Annotated in this window: 16 protein-coding genes; 15 read left to right on the top strand and 1 reads right to left on the bottom strand. The window is 70.5% G+C overall.

The window, feature by feature from the left end; translation table 11 throughout:
• Positions 1 to 116: 116 nt before the first annotated feature.
• Entirely contained in the window at positions 117 to 2327 is a 2211-nt protein-coding gene (locus tag U9R90_RS22075) for an elongation factor G-like protein EF-G2 (protein ID WP_411058388.1), read from the bottom strand.
• Between the two features lie 279 nt (positions 2328 to 2606).
• Here U9R90_RS22075 and pgsA point away from each other — a divergent pair, with 279 nt between their 5' ends.
• The 15 genes from pgsA (at position 2607) to U9R90_RS22000 (ending at position 17993) form a co-directional block, all read left to right on the top strand.
• The gene (pgsA, locus tag U9R90_RS22070; RefSeq protein ID WP_411058387.1) at positions 2607 to 3260 is read left to right on the top strand and encodes a phosphatidylinositol phosphate synthase; all 654 of its coding nucleotides are present in this window, start codon (positions 2607 to 2609) and stop codon (positions 3258 to 3260) included.
• Positions 3257 to 4195: a phosphatidylinositol mannoside acyltransferase gene (locus U9R90_RS22065; RefSeq protein WP_411058386.1), complete on the top strand. Its 939-nt coding sequence runs from the start codon at positions 3257 to 3259 to the stop codon at positions 4193 to 4195. Before pgsA ends, U9R90_RS22065 begins: the two co-directional genes overlap by 4 nt.
• On the top strand, positions 4192 to 5352 hold the full coding sequence (locus tag U9R90_RS22060; protein WP_411058385.1) for a glycosyltransferase family 4 protein: 1161 nt from the start codon (positions 4192 to 4194) through the stop codon (positions 5350 to 5352). Before U9R90_RS22065 ends, U9R90_RS22060 begins: the two co-directional genes overlap by 4 nt.
• Before the next feature lie 71 nt (positions 5353 to 5423).
• Positions 5424 to 5969, top strand: coding sequence for a hypothetical protein (locus U9R90_RS22055; RefSeq protein ID WP_411058384.1), 546 nt, complete (start codon positions 5424 to 5426; stop codon positions 5967 to 5969).
• Between the two features lie 153 nt (positions 5970 to 6122).
• The gene (pdxS, locus tag U9R90_RS22050) at positions 6123 to 7040 is read left to right on the top strand and encodes a pyridoxal 5'-phosphate synthase lyase subunit PdxS (RefSeq protein WP_411058383.1); all 918 of its coding nucleotides are present in this window, start codon (positions 6123 to 6125) and stop codon (positions 7038 to 7040) included.
• A gap of 12 nt (positions 7041 to 7052) precedes the next feature.
• Entirely contained in the window at positions 7053 to 7661 is a 609-nt protein-coding gene (gene pdxT / locus U9R90_RS22045) for a pyridoxal 5'-phosphate synthase glutaminase subunit PdxT (RefSeq protein WP_411058382.1), read from the top strand.
• A gap of 48 nt (positions 7662 to 7709) precedes the next feature.
• Entirely contained in the window at positions 7710 to 8462 is a 753-nt protein-coding gene (locus tag U9R90_RS22040; RefSeq protein ID WP_411058381.1) for a YebC/PmpR family DNA-binding transcriptional regulator, read from the top strand.
• Between the two features lie 205 nt (positions 8463 to 8667).
• Positions 8668 to 9222 (top strand): crossover junction endodeoxyribonuclease RuvC, encoded by a 555-nt coding sequence (gene ruvC, locus U9R90_RS22035; protein WP_411058380.1) that lies wholly within the window; start codon positions 8668 to 8670, stop codon positions 9220 to 9222.
• Positions 9219 to 9827, top strand: coding sequence for a Holliday junction branch migration protein RuvA (ruvA, locus tag U9R90_RS22030; RefSeq protein ID WP_411058379.1), 609 nt, complete (start codon positions 9219 to 9221; stop codon positions 9825 to 9827). The genes ruvC and ruvA overlap by 4 nt, the downstream gene beginning before the upstream one ends.
• An 83-nt stretch (positions 9828 to 9910) precedes the next feature.
• On the top strand, positions 9911 to 10993 hold the full coding sequence (ruvB, locus tag U9R90_RS22025; protein WP_411058378.1) for a Holliday junction branch migration DNA helicase RuvB: 1083 nt from the start codon (positions 9911 to 9913) through the stop codon (positions 10991 to 10993).
• A gap of 164 nt (positions 10994 to 11157) precedes the next feature.
• Positions 11158 to 11628 carry a preprotein translocase subunit YajC gene (gene yajC / locus U9R90_RS22020; RefSeq protein ID WP_411058377.1) on the top strand — a complete coding sequence of 157 codons (471 nt, stop codon included), beginning with the start codon at positions 11158 to 11160 and terminating at the stop codon, positions 11626 to 11628.
• Positions 11629 to 11776: 148 nt separating this feature from the next.
• Positions 11777 to 13597 carry a protein translocase subunit SecD gene (gene secD / locus U9R90_RS22015; protein WP_411058376.1) on the top strand — a complete coding sequence of 607 codons (1821 nt, stop codon included), beginning with the start codon at positions 11777 to 11779 and terminating at the stop codon, positions 13595 to 13597.
• Position 13598: 1 nt separating this feature from the next.
• Positions 13599 to 14762 carry a protein translocase subunit SecF gene (secF, locus tag U9R90_RS22010; RefSeq protein ID WP_411058375.1) on the top strand — a complete coding sequence of 388 codons (1164 nt, stop codon included), beginning with the start codon at positions 13599 to 13601 and terminating at the stop codon, positions 14760 to 14762.
• On the top strand, positions 14759 to 15298 hold the full coding sequence (locus U9R90_RS22005; RefSeq protein WP_411058374.1) for an adenine phosphoribosyltransferase: 540 nt from the start codon (positions 14759 to 14761) through the stop codon (positions 15296 to 15298). Before secF ends, U9R90_RS22005 begins: the two co-directional genes overlap by 4 nt.
• Before the next feature lie 169 nt (positions 15299 to 15467).
• Complete coding sequence (locus tag U9R90_RS22000) at positions 15468 to 17993, top strand: RelA/SpoT family protein (protein ID WP_411058373.1); 2526 nt, start codon at positions 15468 to 15470, stop codon at positions 17991 to 17993.
• Positions 17994 to 18049: the final 56 nt, after the last annotated feature.

Below are 18049 nucleotides of genomic sequence, written 5' to 3'. Positions count from 1 at the left end.
TTCCCGACTTCTGTACGCAGCACACCAGTTGAGTGCACCGATGAGCAGATCATCAATGTATCGGGGGCTGCTGACATCCGGCAGGGGGCGGTCGAACGCCGCGGGCGGGAGCGCGGCTAGGCGCCCTTGTGCGCCTCCTCCCGGATCTTCGCGGACAGGGCGGCGGGCATCGGCTCGTGCCGGGCGTAGGAGCGGCTGAACCGGCCGGTGCCGTGCGACAGGGACCGCAGGTCCACCGCGTACCGGCCGATCTCGATCTCCGGCACCTCGGCCCGTACGAGGGTGCGCGCGCCGGGGGACTGCTCGGTGCCGACCACACGGCCGCGCCGCCCGGACAGGTCGCTCATCACCGCGCCGACATACTCGTCGCCGATCAGCACGCGCAGCTCGGCGACCGGCTCCAGCAGATGGATCGTGGCGTCCGCGGCCGCCTCGCGCAGCGCCAGCGCACCGGCCGTCTGGAACGCCGCGTCCGACGAGTCGACCGAGTGCGCCTTGCCGTCGAGCAGGGTGATCCGTACGTCCACGATGGGGTTGCCGGCCGCGACACCGCGCGCGGCCTGGGCGCGTACGCCCTTCTCGACGGAGGGGATGAACTGCCGTGGGACGGCTCCGCCCACCACCTTGTCGACGAACTCGATGCCCGAGCCGCCCGGCAGCGGCTCCACCTCGATCTCGCAGATCGCGTACTGCCCGTGGCCACCGGACTGCTTCACATGGCGCCCACGGCCCGCCGCCTTCTCGCCGAACGTCTCCCGAAGGGAGACCTTGTGCGGGACGACGTCCACATGCACGCCGTAGCGGCTGCGCAGCCGCTCCAGGGCGACGTCCGCGTGGGCCTCGCCCAGGCACCACAGGACCACCTGGTGGGTGTCCTGGTTCTGCTCCAGGCGCATCGTCGGGTCCTCGGCGACCAGCCGGGACAGGCCCTGGGAGAGCTTGTCCTCGTCCGGCTTGCTGTGCGCTTCGATGGCCAGCGGCAGCAGCGGGTCGGGCATCGTCCAGGGTTCCATCAGCAGCGGGGCGTCCTTGGCCGACAGGGTGTCGCCGGTCTCGGCGCGGGCCAGCTTGGCCACCCACGCGAGATCGCCCGCGACACAGGCCGTGACGGACCGCTGCTGCTTCCCGAAGGGGGAGGAGAGCGCGCCGATGCGTTCGTCGGCTTCGTGCAGGTCCGAGCCGCCCGCGTCGGGCGCGGCCGGTCCGTGGCCGTGTCCGCACACGTGGACGGTGTCGTCGGGGCGCAGGGTGCCGGAGAAGACCCGTACCAGCGAGACCCGGCCCACATACGGGTCGGACGAGGTCTTCACGACCTCGGCGACCAGTGGCCCCGCGGGATCGCAGCCGGCCTCGGGCCGCGCCTGGCCGTCCACCGTGGTGACGGGCGTCGTGCGCTCCAGAGGCGTCGGGAAGCCGCCTGTGACGAGTTCTAGGAGCTCGACCGTGCCGAGGCCCTGGCGGGCGTCCTCCGCGGCCGGTGCGGCCGCGAGCACGGGGTGGAAGACACCGCGCGCGACGGCCCGCTCCAGGTCCTCGATGAGCGTCTTGAGGTCGATCTCCTCGCCGCCGAGGTAGCGGTCCATCAGGGACTCGTCCTCGCTCTCGGAGATGATCCCCTCGATGAGCCGGTTGCGGGCCTCGGCGATGAGCGGCAGCTGGTCATCGCCCGGCTCGGACGCCTTGCGCTCGCCGGACGCGTAGTCGAAGACCTGCTGCGAGAGCAGCCCGATCAGGCCGGTCACCGGCGCGTGCCCGTCCGCTCCCGGACGGCCGTGCAGCGGCAGATACAGCGGCAGTACGGCATCCGGGTCGTCGCCGCCGAACGCCTCGGCGCAGATTCTGGTCATCTCGTCGAAGTCGGCGCGGGACGCTTCGAGGTGGGTGATCACGATCGCGCGGGGCATTCCGACCGCCGCGCACTCGTCCCAGACCATGCGGGTCGCGCCGTCCACGCCGTCCGCGGCCGAGACGACGAAAAGGGCCGCGTCCGCGGCTCGCAGACCGGCCCTGAGTTCCCCGACGAAATCGGCGTATCCGGGGGTGTCGAGGAGATTGATCTTGCACCCGTCCCAGGTGACGGGCACCAGGGAGAGCTGTACCGAGCGCTGCTGCCGATGCTCGATCTCGTCGTAGTCGGAGACGGCGGTGCCGTCCTGTACCCGGCCCGCCCGGTTCACTGCCCCCGCGGTCAGCGCGAGGGCCTCCACCAGGGTCGTCTTTCCCGAACCGCTGTGGCCGACCAGCACCACATTCCGTAGGGACGCGGGGTGGTCGGCCGTAGCTGCCCTGCCGGCGGCTCCGGGGTGTGTGCTCGCCTTGTCGCCCATGGCTGGCCTCCCGGTTTGTTGCACGGTGAGGAGTAAGGGCGCGGTCGCGCGGGACCCGCGTGTGCTGGCGGCTCCGGCGACGCCCGCGTTCTTCGAGCTTTCCACTCCGGTCACAGGGCGTCCATACGTCGTACGCGATCGTCGGTGCGGGAACGCCCGGCGCGGGGCGCGATCCACTGGGCGGGGGGCCGGTGGCAGTACGGGGCCCGTGTCCGTGGCTACGATGGGCCAGCCGGTGGCCGAAGGGGCCGCGCGGCTCACCGAACCCTCGGGAAGGCCATGCTGAACAAGTACGCGCGTGCATTCTTCACGCGTGTCCTCACGCCGTTCGCCGCATTTCTGCTCCGCCGCGGGGTCAGCCCCGACGCGGTCACCCTGATCGGCACGGCCGGTGTGGTGGCGGGTGCACTGGTCTTCTTCCCCCGGGGAGAGTTCTTCTGGGGCACGATCGTCATCACCCTGTTCGTGTTCTCCGACCTCGTCGACGGCAACATGGCGCGCCAGGCGGGTGTCTCCAGCCGTTGGGGCGCCTTCCTGGACTCCACCCTCGACCGGGTCGCGGACAGCGCGATCTTCGGCGGCTTCGCGCTCTGGTACGCGGGCAGCGGCGACAACAACCTGCTCTGCGCGGTCGCCATCTTCTGCCTGGCCAGCGGCCAGGTGGTGTCGTACACCAAGGCGCGTGGCGAGTCGATCGGGCTGCCCGTCGCGGTCAACGGCCTGATCGAGCGCGCGGAGCGCCTGGTGATCTCGCTGGTCGCCGCGGGCCTGGCCGGACTGCACGCGTTCGGCGTGCCGGGCATCGACGTCCTGCTGCCGATCGCGCTGTGGATCGTCGCGGCCGGCAGCCTGGTGACGCTGGCCCAGCGGGTCGTCACGGTGCACCGCGAGGCCGCCGAGGCGGACGCCGCGAGTGGGGGAGGGACCGCGTGAAGGACAAGCTCACCGACGCGCTCTACGGAGTCGGCTGGAGCACCGTCAAGAAGCTCCCCGAACCCGTGGCCGTACGGCTGGGCCGCACCATCGCCGACGTCGCCTGGAAGCGGCGGGGCAAGGGCGTACGGCGGCTCGAGTCCAACTACGCGCGCGTGGTGCCCGACGCGACCCCTGAGCGCCTCGCCGAGCTGTCCAAGGCGGGCATGCGCTCGTACATGCGGTACTGGATGGAGTCGTTCCGGCTGCCCGCGTGGAGCGAGGAGCGGATAAGGAACGGCATGGAGGTCAAGGACCTCCACCATCTGACCGACGGCCTGGCCTCGGACCGCGGCGTGATCCTCGCGCTGCCGCACCTGGCCAACTGGGACCTGGCGGGAGCCTGGGTCACCACCAGGCTCCAGACGCCGTTCACCACCGTTCAGGAGCGGCTGAAGCCCGAGTCGCTGTACGACCGGTTCGTGGAGTACCGCGCCGGTCTCGGCATGGAGGTGCTGCCGCACACCGGTGGCTCCGCCTTCGGCATGCTGGCCCGCCGACTGCGGGCCGGGGGCCTGGTGTGCCTGGTCGCCGACCGCGACCTGTCCGCGTCCGGCGTCGAGGTCAAGTTCTTCGGCGACCGCGCGCGGGTACCCGCGGGGCCCGCGCTGCTCGCCCAGCAGACCGGCGCCCTGCTCCTGCCGGTGACCCTCTGGTATGACGAGTCACCGGTCATGAAGGCCCGGGTACACCCCCCGGTCGAGGTGCCCGAGACAGGTACCCGCGCCGAGAAGACGTCTGTCATGGCGCAGACGCTCGCGGACGCCTTCGCCACGGGCATCGCCGACCATCCGGAGGACTGGCACATGCTGCAGCGCTTGTGGCTCGACGACCTCGACCCCGACAAAGCTCCGGACGGGCCGCCGGAGCAGGCCCCCGACGCGGGACAGCCATGAGGATCGGCATCGTCTGCCCGTACTCCTGGGACGTGCCAGGCGGGGTCCAGTTCCACATCCGCGACCTCGCCGAGCATCTGATCCGGTGGGGCCACGAGGTGTCCGTGCTGGCGCCCGCGGACGACGAGACTCCGCTGCCGCCCTACGTCGTCTCGGCGGGCCGCGCGGTCCCGGTGCCGTACAACGGCTCGGTGGCTCGCCTGAACTTCGGCTTCCTGTCCGCCGCGCGGGTGCGCCGCTGGCTGCACGACGGCACCTTCGACGTGATCCACATCCACGAGCCGACCTCGCCCTCGCTGGGCCTGCTCACCTGCTGGGCCGCCCAGGGGCCGATCGTCGCCACCTTCCACACCTCCAACCCCAGGTCACGGGCGATGATCGCCGCGTACCCGATCCTGCAGCCCGCGCTGGAGAAGATCAGCGCGCGGATCGCGGTCAGCGAGTACGCCCGGCGCACGCTGGTCGAACACCTCGGCGGTGACGCGGTCGTCATCCCCAACGGCGTGGACGTGGACGTCTTCGCCAAGGCCGAGGCCAAGCCCGAGTGGCAGGGGGGGACGCTGGGCTTCATCGGACGGATCGACGAGCCGCGCAAGGGGCTGCCGGTCCTGATGAAGGCCCTCCCGAAGATCCTGGCCGAGCGCCCTGAGACCCGGCTGCTGGTCGCGGGCCGGGGCGACGAGGAGGAGGCGGTGGCGAGCCTGCCCGCCCAGCTGCGCGACCGCGTGGAGTTCCTCGGGATGGTCAGCGACGAGGACAAGGCCCGGCTGCTGCGCAGCGTCGATGTGTACGTCGCCCCCAACACCGGCGGCGAGAGCTTCGGGATCATCCTGGTCGAGGCGATGTCCGCGGGGGCGCCCGTACTCGCCTCCGACCTCGACGCGTTCACTCAGGTGCTCGACCAGGGCGCGGCCGGTGAGCTGTTTGCCAACGAGGACGCGGACGCGCTTGCCGCCAGCGCGCTGCGGCTGCTCGGCGACCCCGTGCGCCGCGCCGAGCTGCGGGAGCGCGGCAGCGCCCACGTACGCCGCTTCGATTGGTCGACGGTCGGTGCCGACATTCTCGCGGTGTACGAGACGGTCGCCGACGGTGCCGCGTCGGTGGCCGCCGACGAGCGCACCGGACTGCGCGCCAGGTTCGGGCTCGCCCGGGACTGACGGCCTGCCGCTGCGCGGTTGAGCCGCCGGGCGGGTCGGGTGCGGCCCGCGCGGCGGTAGCCTTGCCGCCCGTGACCTCCACACTGATCTGGATCGCCGTCGCGCTCTTCGCGATCGGCCTGTACCTGAGCTGGACGGCGGGACGCCTGGACCGGCTGCACGCCCGTATCGACGCCTCCCGCGCCGCGCTCGACGCCCAGCTGCTGCGCCGCGCGTCGGTCGCGCAGGAACTGGCCACATCCAAGGTGCTCGATCCGGCCGCGTCGATCGTCCTGTACGAGGCGGCACACGCCGCGCGCCAGGCCGAGGAGGACCAGCGCGAGGTCGCCGAGAGCGACCTCAGCCAGGCGCTGCGGGCGGTCTTCGGCGAACTGGACCAGGTCGAGGCGGTCCGCGCGGCGCCCGGCGGCGAGGAGGCCGCGGGCGAGCTGGCGGCGGCCGTCCGGCGGGTCCCGATGGCCAGGCGCTTCCACAACGACTCCGTACGGGCCGCCCGTGCCCTGCGCAGGCACCGCAAGGTCAGATGGTTCCGGCTGGCCGGGCACGCCCCGTTCCCGATGGCCTTCGAGATGGACGACGAGCCACCGGCGGCACTGGCGGACCGCGCGACGACCTAGCTGGCCCCGCAGCCGTACTGCCTTGACCTGGGCTTTTGGGGAGAGGTGGGGTGAGAATGATCCACCGGGTGACTATTGGCCCTTGATGTGGACTGCTTGGGGCGTGTTGTCTCTGGTGTGCAGAACTCCTCTTCCCTTCTCAGCGAGGTATCCGTGTCCAGCACGCTCTCCAACACCACCACCCAGACCCCCGAGACCGGCACCGCGCGCGTCAAGCGCGGCATGGCCGAGCAGCTCAAGGGCGGCGTGATCATGGACGTCGTGACGCCCGAGGAAGCGAAGATCGCCGAGGACGCGGGCGCCGTCGCCGTCATGGCCCTGGAGCGGGTCCCGGCCGACATCCGCAAGGACGGCGGCGTGGCCCGGATGTCCGACCCGGAGATGGTGGAGGGCATCATCAACGCCGTCTCCATCCCGGTGATGGCCAAGTCCCGGATCGGCCACTTCGTAGAGGCCCAGATCCTGCAGTCGCTCGGCGTGGACTACATCGACGAGTCCGAGGTCCTCACCCCGGCGGACGAGGTCAACCACAGCGACAAGTTCGCCTTCACCACCCCCTTCGTGTGTGGTGCCACCAACCTGGGTGAGGCGCTGCGCCGCATCGCCGAAGGCGCGGCCATGATCCGCTCCAAGGGCGAGGCCGGTACCGGCAACGTCGTCGAGGCCGTCCGCCACATGCGCCAGATCAAGAACGAGATCGCCCGGCTGCGCGGCTACGACAACAACGAGCTGTACGCCGCCGCCAAGGACCTGCGCGCCCCGTACGAGCTGGTCAAGGAGGTCGCCGAGCTCGGCAAGCTGCCGGTCGTGCTGTTCTCCGCCGGTGGCGTGGCCACCCCGGCCGACGCCGCGCTGATGCGCCAGCTCGGCGCCGAGGGCGTCTTCGTCGGCTCCGGCATCTTCAAGTCCGGCGACCCGGCCAAGCGCGCCGCCGCCATCGTGAAGGCCACCACCTTCTACGACGACCCCAAGGTCATCGCGGACGCCTCGCGCAACCTGGGCGAGGCCATGGTCGGCATCAACTGCGACACCCTGCCCGAGACCGAGCGCTACGCCAACCGCGGCTGGTAAGGCCCGATTTCGATGAGCGAAACCCCCGTCATCGGCGTTCTGGCACTCCAGGGCGACGTACGGGAGCACCTGGTCGCCCTGGCCGCGGCGGACGCCGTGGCCAGGCCGGTCAGGCGCCCCGAAGAGCTCGCCGAGGTCGACGGCCTGGTCATACCCGGCGGCGAATCCACCACCATCTCCAAGCTGGCCGAGCTCTTCGGCCTGATGGAGCCCCTGCGCGAGCGGATCAGGGCGGGCCTGCCGGTCTACGGCAGCTGCGCCGGGCTGATCATGCTCGCCGACAAGATCCTCGACCCGCGCTCGGGCCAGGAGACCTTCGGCGGCATCGACATGATCGTGCGCCGTAACGCCTTCGGACGGCAGAACGAATCCTTCGAGGCGGCCGTCTCGGTCCAGGGCGTCGAGGGCGGCCCGGTCGAGGGCGTCTTCATCCGCGCCCCCTGGGTCGAGTCGGTCGGCGCCACGGCCGAGGTGCTCGCCGAGCACGAGGGCCACATCGTCGCCGTACGCCAGGGCAGCGTCCTGGCCACGTCGTTCCACCCGGAGCTGACCGGCGACCACCGGGTGCACACACTGTTCGTGGACATGGTGCGCGCCCAGCGGGCGGCACTCGCCCGGTAGGATCTCTGGCGCTGGTACAGAGATTGGTTACGCGAAGGAGACAGGCAGATGTCCGGCCACTCTAAATGGGCTACGACGAAGCACAAGAAGGCCGTGATCGACGCCAAACGCGGCAAGCTCTTCGCGAAGCTGATTAAGAACATCGAGGTCGCGGCGCGCATGGGCGGCGCCGACATCGACGGGAACCCGACGCTCTACGACGCCATCCAGAAGGCCAAGAAGAGCTCGGTCCCGAACAAGAACATCGACTCCGCGGTCAAGCGCGGCGCCGGTCTCGAGGCCGGTGGCGCCGACTACGAGACGATCATGTACGAGGGCTACGGCCCCAACGGCGTCGCGGTGCTCATCGAGTGCCTCACCGACAACCGCAACCGCGCGGCGTCCGACGTACGCGTCGCGATGACCCGCAACGGCGGCTCGATGGCCGACCCGGGCTCGGTCTCGTACCTGTTCAACCGCAAGGGCGTGGTGATCGTCCCCAAGGGTGAACTGTCCGAGGACGACGTCCTGGGCGCGGTACTCGACGCGGGCGCCGAGGAAGTCAACGACCTGGGTGAGTCCTTCGAGGTGCTCAGCGAGGCCACCGACCTGGTCGCGGTGCGCACCGCGCTCCAGGAGGCCGGTATCGACTACGACTCGGCCGACGCCAACTTCGTCCCGACCATGCAGATCGAGCTGGACGAAGAGGGCGCGAAGAAGATCTTCAAGCTGATCGACGTCCTTGAGGACAGCGACGACGTGCAGAACGTCTTCGCCAACTTCGACGTCTCGGACGAGATCATGGAGAAGGTCGACGCCTGAGCCCTGCGGGGCGAGTTCAGCGTGCGGGCCGGAAGGGACACGTCCTTCCGGCCCGCACGCTGTTGTCAGTGGCAACGGATAGCCTGACGGGCAAGTGAAGTCAGCTGCCACGGGCCGTAACCATCAATTGAGACACCACGACGGCGATCAACCAGGTCCGCGAAAGCGGCGGCGGATTAGCCGCAAAGAGGGGAGGGGGCGGGGCGTGCGGGTACTTGGCGTGGACCCGGGGCTTACCCGGTGCGGCATCGGTGTCGTCGAGGGCACCGCGGGACGCCCGTTGACGATGCTGGGCGTCGGCGTCGTGCGCACCGCGGCGGACGCGGAGATCGGCGACCGCCTGGTGGCCATCGAGCGCGGCATCGAGCAGTGGCTGGACGAGTACCGGCCCGAATACGTCGCCGTGGAGCGGGTGTTCAGCCAGCACAACGTCCGTACGGTGATGGGCACCGCCCAGGCCAGCGCCGTCGCCATGCTCTGCGCCTCCCGCCGCGGGCTGCCCGTCGCCCTGCACACCCCCAGCGAGATCAAGGCCGCCGTCACCGGCAGCGGCCGAGCCGACAAGGCCCAGGTGGGCGCCATGGTCACCCGGCTGCTGCGGCTCGACGCGCCACCCAAGCCCGCCGACGCGGCGGACGCCCTCGCGATCGCCATCTGCCACATCTGGCGCGCCCCCGCCCTCAACCGCCTGCAGCAGGCGCACGCGGCGGCCCGCCGCGCCCCCGCCCCCGCAGCTCCCGTACGGAAGGTCACGCGATGATCGCGTTCGTCAGCGGCCCGGTCGCGGCCCTCGCCCCCGACTCCGCCGTGGTGGAGGTGGGCGGCATCGGCATGGCCGTCCAGTGCGCGCCCAACACCCTCTCCGGGCTGCGCGTCGGCCAGCAGACCAAGCTCGCCACATCCCTGGTCGTCAGGGAGGACTCGCTCACCCTCTACGGCTTCGCGGACGACGACGAGCGCCAGACCTTCGAACTGCTGCAGACCGCCAGCGGTGTCGGCCCCCGGCTCGCCCAGGCCATGCTGGCGGTGCACTCCCCGGACGACCTGCGCCGGGCCGTCGCCACCGCCGACGAGAAGGCGCTCACCGCCGTGCCCGGCATCGGCAAGAAGGGCGCCCAGAAGCTGCTGCTCGAACTGAAGGACCGTCTCGGCGAGCCGCTCGGCCAGACACCCGCCGCCCGTGCCCCGCAGGCCGCCTCCTGGCGCGACCAGCTGCACGCCGCGCTCATCGGCCTCGGCTACGCCACCCGCGAGGCCGACGAAGCGGTCACCGCGGTCGCCCCGCAGGCCGAGGCCGCCGGCGGCACCCCGCAGGTGGGCCAGCTCCTCAAGGCGGCCCTGCAGACCCTCAACCGCACCCGCTGACCCGTACCCGCGAACCCGCACCCGCTGACCCGCACAGCACCCGCCAGAACCAGACCACCGACCGACGACTCGCGAGGCACCCCGTGAACTGGGACGACACCGTACCCCCGGCCGACGACACCGAAGGCGGCCGTCTGGTCGCGGCCGCGGCGGACGGCGACGACCAGGCCGTCGAGGCGGCCCTGCGTCCCAAGTCACTGGCCGAGTTCGTCGGCCAGGAGCGGGTGCGCGAACAGCTTGACCTCGTACTCAAGGCCGCCAGGCAGCGCGGCGCCACCGCGGACCACGTCCTGCTCTCCGGCGCCCCCGGCCTCGGCAAGACCACCCTCTCCATGATCATCGCCGCCGAGATGGAAGCCCCCATCCGGATCACCAGCGGCCCCGCCATCCAGCACGCGGGCGACCTGGCCGCGATCCTCTCCTCCCTCCAGGAGGGCGAGGTCCTCTTCCTCGACGAGATCCACCGGATGTCCCGGCCCGCCGAGGAGATGCTCTACATGGCGATGGAGGACTTCCGGGTCGACGTCATCGTCGGCAAGGGCCCCGGCGCCACCGCGATCCCGCTGGAGCTGCCGCCCTTCACGCTGGTCGGCGCCACCACGCGCGCGGGGCTGCTGCCGCCGCCGCTGCGCGACCGCTTCGGCTTCACCGCGCATATGGAGTTCTACGAGCCCGCGGAGCTGGAGCGCGTCATCCACCGCTCCGCCGAGCTCCTCGACGTCACGATCGACACGGACGGCGCGGCGGAGATCGCCGGACGCTCGCGCGGCACGCCCCGTATCGCCAACCGCCTGCTGCGCCGCGTCCGCGACTACGCGCAGGTCAAGGCCGACGGGTTCGTCACCCGCGAGATCGCGGCGGTGGCCCTTGGGGTGTACGAGGTTGACGCCCGGGGTCTTGACCGCCTGGACCGGGCGGTCCTGGAGGCCCTGCTCAAGCTCTTCGGCGGGGGACCGGTCGGCCTGTCGACCCTTGCCGTCGCCGTGGGCGAGGAGCGCGAGACCGTCGAGGAGGTGGCGGAGCCGTTCCTGGTACGCGAGGGACTGCTGGCCCGCACCCCGCGCGGCCGGGTGGCCACTCCCGCGGCATGGGCACATCTCGGCCTCGTACCGCCGCAGAGCCAGGGAAGCGGCACAACGGGACAACAAGACCTGTTCAGGGCTTGACGGCGCGCAGGCTCGCACGGCCAGGAACCTCGGTGCCATGCTGAGCGTTGTTCCTTAGGTGCGGACTCGCTTAGACTCCGCCGATGCCGCCCTTGTGGGTGGCGTGCCCACCCCCATCCATCAGGCCGCTCACCTGCGCGGTCGTGCGAAGGAAATGCCGTCCCGTGAATATCGTGACCCTCCTCCCCTTCATCGTGCTCATCGGGGCCATGTTCCTGATGACGCGCTCCGCCAAGAAGAAGCAGCAGGCGGCGGCGCAGATGCGCGACCAGATGCAGCCCGGCACCGGCATCCGCACGATCGGGGGCATGTACGCGACCGTCAAGGAGGTCCACGACGACACGATCGTCCTTGAGGTGGCCCCGGGCGTGCACGCCGTCTACGCCAAGAACTCCGTCGGTGCCGTCCTGGACGACGACGAGTACAACCGCATCGTGCACGGCATCTCCGACGAGCTCGAGGCCGACGGCACCGTGGTGCCGGACGACGCCTCCTCGCTGATCGAGGACGACGCCGCCGACTCCGACGACTCGCGCATCGACCTCGGCAAGAAGGACGCCGACACCGAGGCGGCCGACGCCGCGGCGGACAGCGCGGAGCCGAAGAAGACCGACGGCGAGTCCGACGCGAAGTAGTACGACCGAGGACCGCGGGGTGCCAGGCGCGCCGCGGCCTTTCGGATCGTGCGCGCTTCGCACGGGGTCTCGACACCACTTCATGGCCGCCCACAGGGCCAACGGGCGTTAACCGGCCCCGGGCGGTTGGACAGGGAGAAACGAGAAGGTGGCAGCACCGAAGAAGGGCCGGAGGCAGAGCGGCCAGGCCAGGCCGGGGCGGGCTCTGGCCCTGATCCTGATCGCCATGGTCGCGCTCACCGGGGGGATGTTCCTCTCCGGGCACACCACACCGCGCCTGGGCATCGACCTCGCGGGTGGCACGAGCATCACGCTCCAGGCGAAGGCGGAGCCCGGCAAGGAAAGCGCCATCAACAAGACCAACATGAACACGGCGGTCGGCATCATCGACCGCCGTGTCAACGGTCTTGGCGTCTCCGAGGCCGAGGTCAAGACGCAGGGCGACGAGAACATCATCGTCAACATCCCCAAGGGGACGGACGAGGCGCAGGCGCGGGAGCAGGTCGGCACCACCGCCCAGCTCTACTTCCGCCCGGTGGTCACGCTGACTCAGGGCGTGCCGATCCCCGACCCCTCGGCCTCTCCCTCGGAGACGCCCAAGGCCGACGACAAGGACGCCAAGGCCGACGACAAGGACGCCAAGGAAGACGAGAAGGACGGCAAGGACGAGGCGAGCGACCCCTCGGCATCGCCGTCCGCGACTCAGACGCCGCAGGGCCGCGCCGTCACCGACGCCCTGAAGGCCGACGACGACCCCTCGCCGTCCGCCGACGAGTCGGACAAGCCCAAGGACTCCGAGTCGGACAAGTCCAAGGATTCCGAGTCGGGCAAGCCCAAGGACTCCGAGACCCCGGACCCCGAGACGAAGGCGCTGCAGGACAAGTTCGCGGCGCTCGACTGCACCAAGCCGGACGAGCGCGCCAAGGCGGCCCAGGGCACCAAGCCCACCGACACGATCGTCGCCTGCGGCAAGAACTCCGCTGATCAGTGGGAGAAGTACATCCTCGGCCCCGCCGAGGTGGAGGGCACCGACGTCAAGGAAGCCGACGGTGTACTTGATTCCGAACGCGGAATCTGGAAGGTCACCATGGACTTCACGGGCAAGGGGTCCAAGAAGTTCGCGGCGATCACCTCAAAGCTCTCCCAGCAGCAGGCCCCGCAGAACCAGTTCGCGATCGTCCTCGACAACGAGGTCGTCTCCGCCCCCAGCGTGAACACCACGCTCAGCAAGACCGCTGAGATCACCGGCAGCTTCACCCAGGAGTCCGCCCAGAACCTGGCGAACATCCTGTCCTACGGTGCGCTTCCGCTCTCCTTCGAAGAGGCCAACGTCCTCACGATCTCGCCCTCGCTGGGCGGAGAGCAGCTCAAGGCGGGCCTGATCGCCGGTGTCATCGGCCTGATCCTCGTCATCGCCTACCTGGTCTTCTACTACCGGGCGCTCGCCATCGTCGCCATCGCCAGCCTCGCGCTCATGGGCGGGCTGACCTACGTGATCATGGCGCTGATGGGTCCCGCCGTCGGCTTCGCGCTGAGCCTGCCCGCGGTGTGCGGCGCCATCGTGGCCATCGGCATCACGGCCGACTCGTTCATCGTCTACTTCGAGCGGATCAGGGACGAGGTGCGCGGCGGCCGGTCGATCCGCCCCGCCATCGAGCGGGCCTGGCCCGCCGCCCGGCGCACCATCCTGGTGTCCGACGTCGTCTCGTTCCTGGCCGCCGTGGTCCTGTTCTTCGCCGCGGTCGGTACGGTCCAGGGCTTCGCGTTCGTCCTCGGCCTGACGACTCTGCTGGACGTCGTGGTCGTGTTCGGCCTCACCAAGCCGTTGACGACCCTGCTGGCCAGGCGGAAGTTCTTCTACAACGGACATCCGCTGTCCGGCCTGGACCCCAAGCGTCTGGGCGTCACCCCACCGATCCGGGGCCGTGGCCGCGCGGCCGCCCCGTCCGCCGAACCGAAGGAGGCCTGAGATGTCACGGATGGGTGCTCTCGGTGCCAGGCTGCACCGCGGTGACGGCGGTATCGACTTCATCGGGCGTCGCAAGATCTGGTACCTGATCTCGCTGGTCCTGGTCGCGATCTCCCTCGGGGGCCTCGGCTTCAAGGGCCTGGAGATGGGCGTCGAGTTCCGGGGCGGCGCCGTCTTCACCACCCCGGCCGACACCAAGCTGTCGGTGGAGGACGCACGGGACACGGCCTCGTCGGTCTCCGGCCGCGACGCCAAGGTGCAGCGCCTGGGCAACGACTCGCTGCGCATCACCGTCACCGGCCTGGACACCGACAACCAGGGCGAGACCCGCGAGGCACTCGCCAAGGAACTCGGCATCCCCGCCGGGAAGCTCAACGCCGAACTGGTCGGCCCCAGCTGGGGCGAGCAGATGACCAGCAAGGCCCTCACCGGCATGGTGATCTTCCTGGTCCTGGTGAGCGTCTACCTGGCGATCGCCTTCGAGTGGCGGATGGCGCTCGCCGCGCTGGTCGCCCTCATCCACGACCTCGTGATCACCGTCGGTGTGTACGCCATCGTCGGCTTCGAGGTCACCCCGGGCACGGTGGTCGGCCTGCTGACCATCCTCGGTTACTCCCTCTACGACACGGTCGTGGTGTTCGACAAGGTCAGGGAGAAGACCGCGACCCTGGGCGACGACATCCGCTACACCTACGGAGAGCTCGCCAACCAGGGCCTGAACGGCACGGTGGTGCGTTCGATCAACACCTCGATCGTCGCCCTGCTGCCGGTGGCCGCGCTGCTGTTCATCGGCGCGGGTCTGCTCGGCGGCGGCATGCTCAAGGACATCGCGCTGTCGCTGTTCGTCGGCCTGGCCGCGGGAACCTACTCGTCGATCATGATCGCCACGCCGGTGGTCGTCGACCTGAAGAACCTCGAACCGGCCGTCAAGGCGCACGACAAGCGGGTGCTGCACAAGCGCGCCAGGCGCGCCGAGGTCGGCGGTTCCGACGAGGACGCGCTGCCCGACGGGCCGCAGGACGGGGCCGATTCGGCCGTGGAGCAGGCGGACGACGCACCGGACGACAAGGCCACCGTGGGCGCCGGACCCGTCGTGGGCCAGCGCCGCACCCAGCCGCAGTCCCGTGGCCGCGGCCGCGGCCGTCCTTCGGGGAAGCGCCGATGACCGAGGCCCGCGAGCTGCTGCTCAGCCGTATCCGCGACGTCCCGGACTACCCGCAGCCGGGCGTGATGTTCAAGGACATCACCCCGCTGCTGGCCGACCCCGCGGCCTTCACGGTCCTCACCGACACCCTCGCGGAGCTCTGCGTCCGGCACGGCGCCACGAAGATCGTCGGCCTTGAGGCGCGGGGATTCATCCTCGCCGCACCGGTCGCGGTCCGCGCGGGCCTCGGCTTCATCCCCGTACGCAAGGCGGGCAAGCTCCCCGGAGCGACCCTCTCGCAGGCGTACGACCTGGAGTACGGCAGCGCGGAGATCGAGGTGCACGCCGAGGACCTGGCGACCGGGGACCGGGTGATGGTCATCGACGACGTCCTGGCCACCGGCGGCACCGCCGAGGCGTCACTGCAGCTGATACGCCGCGCCGGAGCCGAGGTCGCCGGCGTCGCGGTCCTGATGGAACTGGGATTCCTCGGCGGCAGGCCCCGCCTGGAGCCCGCTCTCCAGGGTGCCCCGCTGGACGCCCTCATCACCCTCTGACCCAGCCGCAGCAAGGCCGAGGCGGGCACCCGGGAGCACTCCGGGTGCCCGCCTTGCGCGTCCCCCACAGGGGCTCGGTCAAGCGGTCGGACGCGAGTCGGAGCGATTGGCTGGATACCATGGACACCCGGACCTGATCGGGGGGCCGGAACCTGCATGAGGAGCGCTCTTGCCAGACGAGGCCCATCAGCCACTCGCCGCCAAGCCCCAGCCCGAGCCGCAGGCCGGGCAGGCCGAAGCCCCTGAGACCGCTGAGCACCAGGCCACGGCACCGGCTGCCACGCCCCCGAAGAGCGACCAGGCGGCCGAAAAGCCACGCCCCACGCCCCCGGCCGCGCAGCCGTCGGGCAGCGCCGCCGCGCCCGCCATGCGTCCGCCGACGGCCGGTCCGTCCGCGCGCTCCGGCTCGTCCAACCGGGTACGCGCCCGGCTGGCCCGGCTCGGCGTCCAGCGCTCCAACCCGTACAACCCGGTCCTGGAGCCCCTGCTGCGGATAGTGCGCAGCAACGACCCGAAGATCGAGACCGCCACGCTCCGCCAGATCGAGCGCGCCTACCAGGTCGCCGAGCGCTGGCACCGCGGCCAGAAGCGCAAGAGCGGCGACCCGTACATCACCCACCCGCTCGCCGTGACCACCATCCTCGCCGAGCTCGGCATGGACCCGGCAACCCTGATGGCCGGTCTGCTGCACGACACCGTCGAGGACACCGAGTACGGCCTGGACACCCTGCGCCGCGACTTCGGCGACCAGGTCGCCCTCCTCGTGGACGGCGTCACCAAGCTGGACAAGGTCAAGTTCGGCGAGGCCGCGCAGGCCGAGACCGTGCGCAAGATGGTCGTCGCCATGGCCAAGGACCCGCGCGTCCTGGTCATCAAGCTCGCCGACCGCCTGCACAACATGCGCACCATGCGCTACCTCAAGCGCAACAAGCAGGAGCAGAAGGCCCGCGAGACCCTGGAGATCTACGCCCCGCTGGCACACCGGCTGGGTATGAACACCATCAAGTGGGAGCTGGAGGACCTCGCCTTCGCGATCCTCTACCCCAAGATGTACGACGAGATCGTGCGCCTGGTCGCCGAGCGCGCCCCCAAGCGCGACGAGTACCTCGCCATAGTGACCGACGAGGTCCAGTCCGACCTGCGCGGCGCCCGCATCAAGGCCACCGTCACCGGACGCCCCAAGCACTACTACAGCGTCTACCAGAAGATGATCGTCCGCGGCCGTGACTTCGCGGAGATCTACGACCTGGTGGGCATCCGGGTCCTGGTCGACACGGTCCGCGACTGTTACGCGGCGCTCGGCACGGTGCACGCGCGATGGAATCCGGTCCCCGGCCGGTTCAAGGACTACATCGCGATGCCCAAGTTCAACATGTACCAGTCACTGCACACCACGGTGATCGGCCCCAACGGCAAGCCCGTCGAACTGCAGATCCGCACCTTCGACATGCACCGCAGGGCCGAGTACGGCATCGCCGCGCACTGGAAGTACAAGCAGCAGCCTTCCGCCGGCGCCTCCAAGGTGCGTACCGACGTCCCCAAGAGCGCGGGCAAGGACAAGGACGCCGTCAACGACATGGCGTGGCTGCGCCAGCTCCTGGACTGGCAGAAGGAGACCGAGGACCCGTCGGAGTTCCTGGAGTCCCTGCGCTTCGACCTGTCCCGTAACGAGGTCTTCGTCTTCACCCCCAAGGGCGATGTCATAGCGCTGCCCGCGGGTGCGACCCCCGTCGACTTCTCGTACGCCGTACACACCGAGGTCGGCCACCGGACCATAGGCGCACGCGTCAACGGACGCCTGGTACCCCTGGAATCGACCCTGGACAACGGCGACCTGGTCGAGGTCTTCACCTCCAAGGCGTCCGGCGCGGGCCCGTCCCGCGACTGGCTGGGCTTCGTCAAGTCGCCCCGGGCCCGCAACAAGATCCGCGCCTGGTTCTCCAAGGAGCGCCGGGACGAGGCGATCGAGCAGGGCAAGGACGCCATCGCGCGCGCGATGCGCAAGCAGAACCTGCCGATCCAGCGCATCCTCACCGGCGACTCCCTGGTCACCCTCGCGCACGAGATGCGCTACCCGGACATCTCCTCGCTGTACGCGGCGATCGGCGAGGGCCATGTCACCGCGCAGAACGTCGTCCAGAAGCTCGTCCAGGCGCTCGGCGGCGAGGACGCGGCCAACGAGGACATCGCCGAGACCGCCCCGCCCACCCGCAGCCGCAAGCGCCGTACCAGCGCTGACCCCGGCGTGGTGGTCAAGGGTGTCGAGGACGTCTGGGTCAAGCTGGCCCGCTGCTGCACCCCCGTGCCGGGCGACCCCATCATCGGCTTCGTCACCCGCGGCAGCGGTGTGTCCGTGCACCGCAAGGACTGCGTGAACGTCGACGCGCTCTCCCAGCAACCCGAGCGGATGCTGGAGGTCGAGTGGGCGCCCACCCAGTCCTCGGTCTTCCTGGTCGCCATCCAGGTCGAGGCCCTGGACCGCTCGCGACTGCTCTCGGACGTCACCCGCGTCCTGTCCGACCAGCACGTCAACATCCTGTCGGCGGCCGTCCAGACGTCCCGCGACCGGGTGGCCACCTCGCGCTTCACCTTCGAGATGGGCGACCCCAAGCACCTGGGCCATGTACTCAAGGCCGTACGCGGCGTGGAGGGCGTCTACGACGTGTACCGCGTGACGTCGGCCCGCAGACCGTAAGCCAGACGGCGGCGGGGGCCCGGGGGGGGGGGGGCGGCCCCCGCGGGGGGGCCCCA

The sequence above is a fragment of the Streptomyces sp. E11-3 genome (assembly GCF_046540415.1).
Classification (GTDB): domain Bacteria; phylum Actinomycetota; class Actinomycetes; order Streptomycetales; family Streptomycetaceae; genus Streptomyces.
This window is presented reverse-complemented; position numbering and strand designations above follow the sequence as displayed.

Coding starts and splice junctions, on each gene's coding strand:
- U9R90_RS22075 (WP_411058388.1), bottom strand. CDS start 2,327: ATGGGCGACAAGGCGAGCACACACCCCGGAGCCGCCGGCAGGGCAGCT.
- secF (WP_411058375.1), top strand. CDS start 13,599: ATGTCACGGATGGGTGCTCTCGGTGCCAGGCTGCACCGCGGTGACGGC.
- U9R90_RS22005 (WP_411058374.1), top strand. CDS start 14,759: ATGACCGAGGCCCGCGAGCTGCTGCTCAGCCGTATCCGCGACGTCCCG.
- pdxT (WP_411058382.1), top strand. CDS start 7,053: ATGAGCGAAACCCCCGTCATCGGCGTTCTGGCACTCCAGGGCGACGTA.
- ruvA (WP_411058379.1), top strand. CDS start 9,219: ATGATCGCGTTCGTCAGCGGCCCGGTCGCGGCCCTCGCCCCCGACTCC.
- U9R90_RS22060 (WP_411058385.1), top strand. CDS start 4,192: ATGAGGATCGGCATCGTCTGCCCGTACTCCTGGGACGTGCCAGGCGGG.
- U9R90_RS22040 (WP_411058381.1), top strand. CDS start 7,710: ATGTCCGGCCACTCTAAATGGGCTACGACGAAGCACAAGAAGGCCGTG.
- pgsA (WP_411058387.1), top strand. CDS start 2,607: ATGCTGAACAAGTACGCGCGTGCATTCTTCACGCGTGTCCTCACGCCG.